Origin of the sequence: Butyricicoccus pullicaecorum DSM 23266, assembly GCF_900167005.1 — a bacterium.
Classification (GTDB): domain Bacteria; phylum Bacillota; class Clostridia; order Oscillospirales; family Butyricicoccaceae; genus Butyricicoccus; species Butyricicoccus pullicaecorum.
This window is the reverse complement of record NZ_FUXW01000029.1, coordinates 1-7,515: the sequence shown is the minus strand read 5'-3', so window position 1 is coordinate 7,515 and position 7,515 is coordinate 1. Positions and strand designations below refer to the sequence as shown.

Below are 7,515 nucleotides of genomic sequence, written 5' to 3'. Positions count from 1 at the left end.
GTTCGATTCCGCCCGGAGGCACCACTTACTTTCTTTTGAAAAAGAAAGAAAGCAAAGAAAACTTCAGTGAAAGCGACTGCGTTGCTTTTTCAAAGTGCACCGTGTTTCCAGTCTGACTGCATGAGAAAACATGCAAAGGGAGCTTCGGCAAACGCGATCCCGCCCGGAGCAAAGAACTTCAGTAAACGGCAAGTAAACCGGTTTACTAAGTCAAACAACTTGATATGCGGATGTAGCTCATCTGGTAGAGCGCCACCTTGCCAAGGTGGAGGTAGCGAGTTCGAGCCTCGTCATCCGCTCCAAAACCAAGACCACTCGGCAGAGTGGTCTTTTTCGTTTTATCCCGCGTCAAAACGCGAAAGGAGGCTGTTTTTTGCCATGCGCATCGTCATTGGCCGCTCTCGCAGCGGTAAAACCGCTTTTTTGGTGAACGAAATCGCCCAGCAGGCTGAAAAACGGGAGGGAAGACAGTATCTGATCGTCCCGGAACTGTTCTCGCACGCCTACGAGCGCCGGCTGGCTGCCGCAACCGGCGGTCACGCTGCACGCACCGCCGAAGTTCTGTCGTTTACCCGTCTATCCGGCCGCATCTTCGCCGAGGTCGGCGGTCTGGCACAGACCACGCTGACCGCGGCAGGTCGTCTGCTGACCCTGCACGAGGCCGCGCGCCGGGTGCAGACCAGCATGGAGGTTTACCCCGGTCTGACCGACCGCCCCGAGCTGCTGCGCGAAATGCTGGGCGTGATCGACGAGCTGAAAACCTGCGCCCAGCCGCCCGAGGCCATTTTCCGTGCGGCGCAGGAGATGCGCGCCGAGGGCGACGACTTGCTCGCACGCAAGCTGACCGATCTGGGCGCGCTGTACACGGCGTACGACCGTCTGTGCGACGAGACCGTGCCCGACCCGCGTGATCTGCTCGGACGACTGGCCGACGCGCTGCCGCAGAGCACGGTGCTGGACGGTGCCGCCATCTATATTGACTCCTTCGCCTCGTTCACGCCGCAGGAATTGCGCGTCATCGACCGCTTTCTGGAGAAAAAACTGCCGCTGACCGTGGCGATTGCCGCTGACCGCAGAGAACCCGACGTGTTTGTCTCGGGCTGCAAGACGGTCACGCTGCTGTCCCGCATGGCGGCACGACACGGACAAAAGGCCGAGATCATCGACCTGGGCGCGGCTGCGCCCCGTCCGCACGATCTGGCCGTGCTCGAGCGCGTGGGCTTGCAGGCCGCGGCATCGCCCGAACCGGCAGACGGGCAGAGCGTGCACCTTGTGTGCGCGTCCACGCCCTTCGAGGAGTGTACCCACGCCGCCGCGCTCATCCGCCGCATGGTGCGTGAAACCGGTGCGCACTGGCGCGACTTCGCGGTCGCGGCGCGCGACGGCGACAGCTACGCGGCAGCGCTCGAAATGGCCATGGCGCGCTACGACGTGCCCATCTTCCTGAGCGAAAAGGCCGATCTGCTGCAAAAACCACCGCTCGCGCTGGTCACCGGTGCGCTGGAAGCGGCGGCAAACGGTCTCAGGTACGAGGACGTGTTCGGCTGTCTCAAGACCGGCCTGTGCGCGGCCGACCCGGACGAGATCGACCAGCTGGAAAACTATGTCCTGACCTGGCGCGTGCGCGGCGGTGGATGGAACAAGCCGTGGAAGAATCACCCGGACGGCTACGGCCTTGCGCTGGACGACGACGCCAAAGCCCGTCTGGACACGCTCAACGAACTGCGTGAGCGCATCATTTCACCCTTTGTCACCCTGCAAGCAGCGCTTAAGCATGCTCAGACCGCCGGGGACTGCGTGCGTGCGCTGTACGCCTTCCTCGAAGCCGAGGACACCGCCGGACGCATGACCGACCGTGCGCAGGCGCATGAGGCGGCAGGCCGCTTGCAGCTGGCCGACGAGTACCGTCAGCTGTGGGAAATTCTGGTCGGTGCGATGGAACAGACCGTGTGGGTGTGCGGTGACGCGCCCATGACAGCGGCACGCTTTTCGACTTTATTCCACCTTGTCCTGTCCGAGTACGACGTAGGCGCGATTCCGGTCTCGCTCGACCGCGTGACCTGCGGCGCCATCGACCGCGTGTGCAGCGGACAAGTCAAGTATCTGATCGTGCTGGGCTGCAACGACGGCGTGCTGCCCAAGGCACCTGGGCCGTCGGCCGTGCTCACCGAGACCGACCGACTGGCACTCGACGGCATCGGCATGACGCTGTCGGCCTTTGGCGCTGAGCGCATGCTCATGGAGCAGGAGACCATCTATAAGGCCATCGCCTGCCCGACCGAACAGCTTATCCTGTCCTACCACGCGGCGGCAGCCGACGGCAGCCCGTGCCGTCCGTCCTACCTGATCGGCGCATTCCGCGCTCGACTGGACGGACTGACCATCCAGACCGCCGACCCGGACACCGACGCGCTCGAAGCGCCGCGCCCGACCGCCGAGCTTGCGTGCGCTGCCCTTGGAGACGACCGCTCCCCGGCGGCCTGCGCCGCGCTGAACCACTGTGCTGATTTGGAACTTGTCCGCCGTGCGCACCGCTGGTCACCCGCACGCGGCCCGCTGCACGATCGGGAGGTCATCGAGGGACTGTACGGCAAGCGCCTGAACCTGACCGCCTCGCGCGTGGACAAGTTCTATTCCTGCCGCTTCGCCTTCTTTATGCAGTACGGACTCAAAGCCAAGCAGCGCAAACGCGCCGACTTTGCCGCACCCGAGGCCGGTACATTCATCCATTTCGTGCTCGAGACCGTCTTGCAGCAGCTGGCAAACGAGCCGGGCGGCGTGATGGCAGCCGAGCCGCGCACGATCAAAAAACTGCTGCGCGCTGCCGTGCAGACCTATATCGACGACACCCTCGGCGGCCTTGCCGACAAAACCGCACGCTTTCAGGCCCTCTTCCGCAGACTGGTCAAGAGCGTCGAGACCATCTTAAACAACGTCCTCGACGAACTGCGCGCGTCCGACTTCGTCCCCATCGACTACGAGCTGGACTTCTCGCGCGGCGGCGACCTGCCGCCGGTCACGGTGCAGGACGATGACGTGACCGTGTCGCTGTCGGGCAAGGTCGACCGCGTGGACGGCTACATTCAAAATGGCCGTCTATACCTGCGCGTCATGGACTACAAGAGCGGCAAAAAGTCGTTCTCACTGTCCGACGTGTGGAACGGCCTGAACATGCAGCTCATTATCTATTTATATGCCCTGCAAACCGAGGGTTTGGAGCGCTACCGCGCCAAGCTAACCGGCGAGCTCAACGAAATCCGCCCGGCGGGTGTGCTGTACGTGCCCGTGCGTGATACCATTCCGGACGGCGAGCGTGCACAGGACGACGAGACCCTGCACGCGCTGCGCGAGCGTGCGCTGCGGCGGTCGGGACTGCTGTCTGACGACATCGATATACTGGAAGCCATGGAAAAGGGACTGACCGGGGAGGGCAAATTCCTGCCGGTCAAGCTCAAAGTGGCAAAGCCGACCAAGAAAAACCCCGAACCCACGCCAGAGCTCGCGGCCGTGTCGTCGGTAGCCGATTTGGAGAAGTTCGGACGGCTGGCGCGATACACACAGACCAAACTCTTAGAAATGGGCCGGGAACTGCTCGCGGGTGACGTGAGCGCCGACCCGTGCGTGCAGGGCAACCTGCCGCAGTGTCAGTTCTGCGACTACTGCGCGGCCTGCCGGTTTGACGAGAGCGCGGGCGACCAGTACCGTCCGCTTAAAAAGTTCAAGGACAGCGAAGTTTGGGACAAGCTGGAGGGAAAAGACCATGACCAAGTGGACAAATGACCAGTTGACCGCCATCACGGCGCGGGGCAGTGACCTGCTGGTGTCGGCGGCAGCCGGTTCGGGCAAGACCGCTGTGCTGGTCGAGCGCGTCATCCGCCGTCTGACCGACCCGCAGGACCCGGTCGATATCGACCGCTTTCTGCTCGTGACCTATACCAACGCGGCAGCGTCCGAGATGCGCGGCAAGCTGGCCGACGCGATTGCCGCCCGTCTGGCCGATGACCCGGACAATGCGCGTCTGCGCCGTCAGCTGCTGCTCGTGCACAAGGCGCGCATCACCACCGTGCACGCGTTCTGCCTGACACTGGTACGCGAACAGGCTGCCGCACTCGATCTGCCGCCCGATTTCCGTCTGGCAGACGAGAGCGAGCGGGGCATGCTGCGCGACGAGGTGCTGGAAGACGTGCTCGAAGCCAAATATGCACAGGACGACCCGGGTTTTGCCGCGCTGTGCGATCTGCTGACCAGCGGACAGGACGATAGGCCGCTGGCGGCTGCCGTGCTGGACACCTTCGAAAAGACCCGTGCGCACGCCGACCCGGAAGGTTTTCTGGAAGAGGTGCGCAAGAGCCTGATGGATGGGGGCAGCCCGGCAGACACCGCACACGGTCAACTGCTGCTCGATCAGGCGCGCATGGCGGCGCAGTACGGATTGGCCTTTCTGCATCACGCACTCGAGCTCTTGCACGAGGACGAAGCACTCGAGGCGGCTTACGCCCCGGCCATCACGTCGGACGTCAAGCAGGCCGAAGCACTCCTTGCCGCCATCGACGCAAACGACTGGGACAAGGCGGTCGAACTCGCACAGGACTTGCACTTTGACCGTCTGGGCACCATCCGCGGCTATGAGGACAAGGACTTTCAGGAGGAAATCAAGGGACTGCGCGAGGAGTGGAAGACAGTCGCGGGTGAGATTAAGGGCAAACTGCTGTGCGTGACCACCGAACAGGCTGCCTACGACCGCGCACTGGTGCGCCCGGCACTCGACGCCCTGATTGATACGGTCGAACAGTTCGCCGAGGCTTTTGCCGCCGAAAAACGCCGCCGCAGCCTGGCCGACTTTAACGACCTCGAACACTTTGCCGTGCGCCTGCTGTACGAGAACGGCAAGCCGTCCATGCTGGCCGACCGTCTGGCCGCGTCTTTCTGCGAGATTCTGGTCGACGAGTACCAGGACACCAACGGCGTGCAGGATGCCATCTTTTCGGCCATCGCACGCGATAACCTCTTTATGGTCGGCGATGTCAAGCAGTCGATCTACGGTTTCCGTCTGGCCGACCCCTATATTTTCCTCGATAAATACCAGTCGTTCACCGACGAACCCGCCGAGGGACAGGGCAGACGCGTCGTTCTGTCCAAGAACTTCCGCTCGCGTGCGCAGGTGCTCGACACGGTCAACTATATTTTCCGTGCGGTCATGAGCGAGCGGGTGGGCGATCTGGATTACACCGACCGCGAAGCGCTGTACGTCGGCGCGGACTATCCCGAACACACACCGGGCACCGACGACACCGAGGTCTGGCTGCTGGACACGGCGGACGACGAGAGCGGGGAGGATAAGGCGCTGCTCGAAGCGCGCATGGCGGCCTGCCGTATCCGTGAGCTGATCGACAGCGGTTTTCCGGTCACCGACCGGGGCAGCGACAGCACAAGACCGCTCCGCGCCTCCGACGTGGTCATCCTCATGCGCTCGCCCAAGGCACGCGCGGCGACCTACCGCGCAGCGCTGGCCGAATACGGCCTTGCGGCACAGACCGAGGAGAGCGCCGGACTCATGCAGACCACCGAAGTCGGCACTATCGTGTCGCTGTTGTCGGTCATCGACAACCCCAGACAGGATGTGCAGCTCATCGGTGTGATGCGCTCGCCGCTCTACGACTTTTCCGAGGACGAGCTGGCCGAAATTCGACTGCTCGACCGCAAAATCAGCTTTTATGAGGCGGCGCGCCTGAGTGAGTCGCCCAAGGTGCAGAATTTCCTGCGCGAGCTGGACGAACTGCGCGCGCTGTCCTGCGATTTGCCGGTCTACCAGCTGCTCTGGCGCATCTACGACCAGACCGGTGCACTCGGCCTGTTCGGTGCCATGCCGGGCGGCGCGCAGCGTCAGCGCAATCTGTTGTCCTTTTTCGAGCGGGCACGCGGATTTGAACAGTCGGGCACGCGCGGCCTGTTCCGTTTTGTGCGCTTGCTGCGCTCGATGGAGGAAAACGGGGACGATTTCGAGACCGTCCGCGCCGAGGGAGGCGAGGGCGCGGTGCGCATCATGTCCATCCATAAGTCCAAGGGACTGGAATTCCCGGTCGTCGTGCTCGCGGACACGGCCAAGCGCTTCAACGAGCGCGATCTGACCGCACCCGTGCTTGTGCATCCGTCGCTGGGCTTCGGCGCCAAGTGCCGCGATCTGACGCGCGGCGTGCGCTATGATACCTTGGAGCGGCAGGCGGTCACGGCGAGAATGCGGCAGCAAGCGGTGAGCGAGGAACTGCGCGTCTTATATGTTGCGCTGACGCGCCCCAAAGAAAAACTCATCATTACCTGCGCGTCGGCGCAGTTTGCCACCCAGCTCGACCGACTGGCGCGTTTTGCCGCGCTGGACAGTTTGCCGCCTTACGCGATGGGCAGCGTGCACACGCCGATGTCCTGGATTTTGGCACCGCTGCTGCGCCATCCCAAGGCAGGCGCGGTGCGCAGCGTGACCGGGCGCACCGTAGAGATGGACGGCAAAGCGCCGGACGACATCGCCTTCTATTATAAGAAGCCGAGTGAGCTGACCGGCTGGCAGTCGCAGACCGCCGAACCGGTGGCCTTTGCCGATCTGCCTGCTGTGCCGCCTGCGCTCGATTATCCCGATGCCGCATTGGCCGATATCCCGGCCAAGCTGACCGCAACCGGACGCAAGACCGATTATAAGTCGGTCGAAGCTGCCGAGGACACCCGACCTGTTCGGCCGGCACCGGCGCTGCGCAGACCGGACTTTGAGCAGCAGGTACGCGGTCTGACCCCGGCCGAGCGCGGCACGGCGCATCATCTGTTTATGCAGTTCTGCGATTTTGACGCGTGCGCCGACGGCCGGGTGCGGGAGGAGATTGCACGCCTGCGCGAGTGGGCGATTCTGTCACCCGAGCAGGCTGACGCGGTCGAACCCGAGCGCATTGAAGCGTTTTTCCAGTCCGATCTCTATCGGAAGCACATGCAGACGGGCGAGCTGCGGCGCGAGTTTAAGTTTTCGGTCACCGTTCCGGCGGCGGACTATTACCCGGAAGCCGCGGGGACAGAGGAGGAAGTGCTGCTGCAAGGTGTCGTGGACTGCATGACCGAGACGGCGGACGGCTTCCTGATCGTGGACTTTAAGACCGACCGCGTGACCAAAAAGGGAGCGCTCGAACGTGCCGAGCAGTATCGACCCCAGCTGGATGCCTATCAGACCGCGGTCGAGAAGATTTTCGATAAGCCGGTTTTGGGCCGCGCACTGTATTTCTTTACCAGCCATAGCACCGTGTATATTTGATGGCAAACCGGGCAGACTGTCTCATGGACGGCCTGCCCGAAATTTTTCGGAAAATCGCAAGAAAACCGTTGACTTTGGGAAAAGCTGGTGGTATTATATTTAAGCTGTCTGTTTGAGGACGGCATGCCACGAAGAAAACCTAATGAGTTACAAAGTTTTTTTGAATAAACTTCAAAAAAATGAAAAAACTTATTGACAGAGGCTCTTCGGTGTGGTATTATAAATAA

2 protein-coding genes and 1 tRNA gene are annotated in these 7,515 nt (G+C 62.3%); all 3 read left to right on the top strand.

Translation table 11 applies throughout. From position 1 onward, the window contains the following. Positions 1-226: 226 nt before the first annotated feature. The 3 genes from B5D52_RS15730 (at position 227) to addA (ending at position 7,288) form a co-directional block, all read left to right on the top strand. Positions 227-302, top strand: a tRNA-Gly gene (locus B5D52_RS15730). A gap of 76 nt (positions 303-378) precedes the next feature. Beyond that, positions 379-3,780, top strand: coding sequence for a PD-(D/E)XK nuclease family protein (locus tag B5D52_RS15725; RefSeq protein WP_016148738.1), 3,402 nt, complete (start codon positions 379-381; stop codon positions 3,778-3,780). After that, positions 3,761-7,288 (top strand): helicase-exonuclease AddAB subunit AddA, encoded by a 3,528-nt coding sequence (gene addA / locus B5D52_RS15720; RefSeq protein WP_016148737.1) that lies wholly within the window; start codon positions 3,761-3,763, stop codon positions 7,286-7,288. Before B5D52_RS15725 ends, addA begins: the two co-directional genes overlap by 20 nt. Positions 7,289-7,515: the final 227 nt, after the last annotated feature.

What these genes read in the sequence shown, in the direction of transcription:
- B5D52_RS15725 (WP_016148738.1), top strand. Translation starts at nt 379, where the DNA reads ATGCGCATCGTCATTGGCCGCTCTCGCAGCGGTAAAACCGCTTTTTTG.
- addA (WP_016148737.1), top strand. Translation starts at nt 3,761, where the DNA reads ATGACCAAGTGGACAAATGACCAGTTGACCGCCATCACGGCGCGGGGC.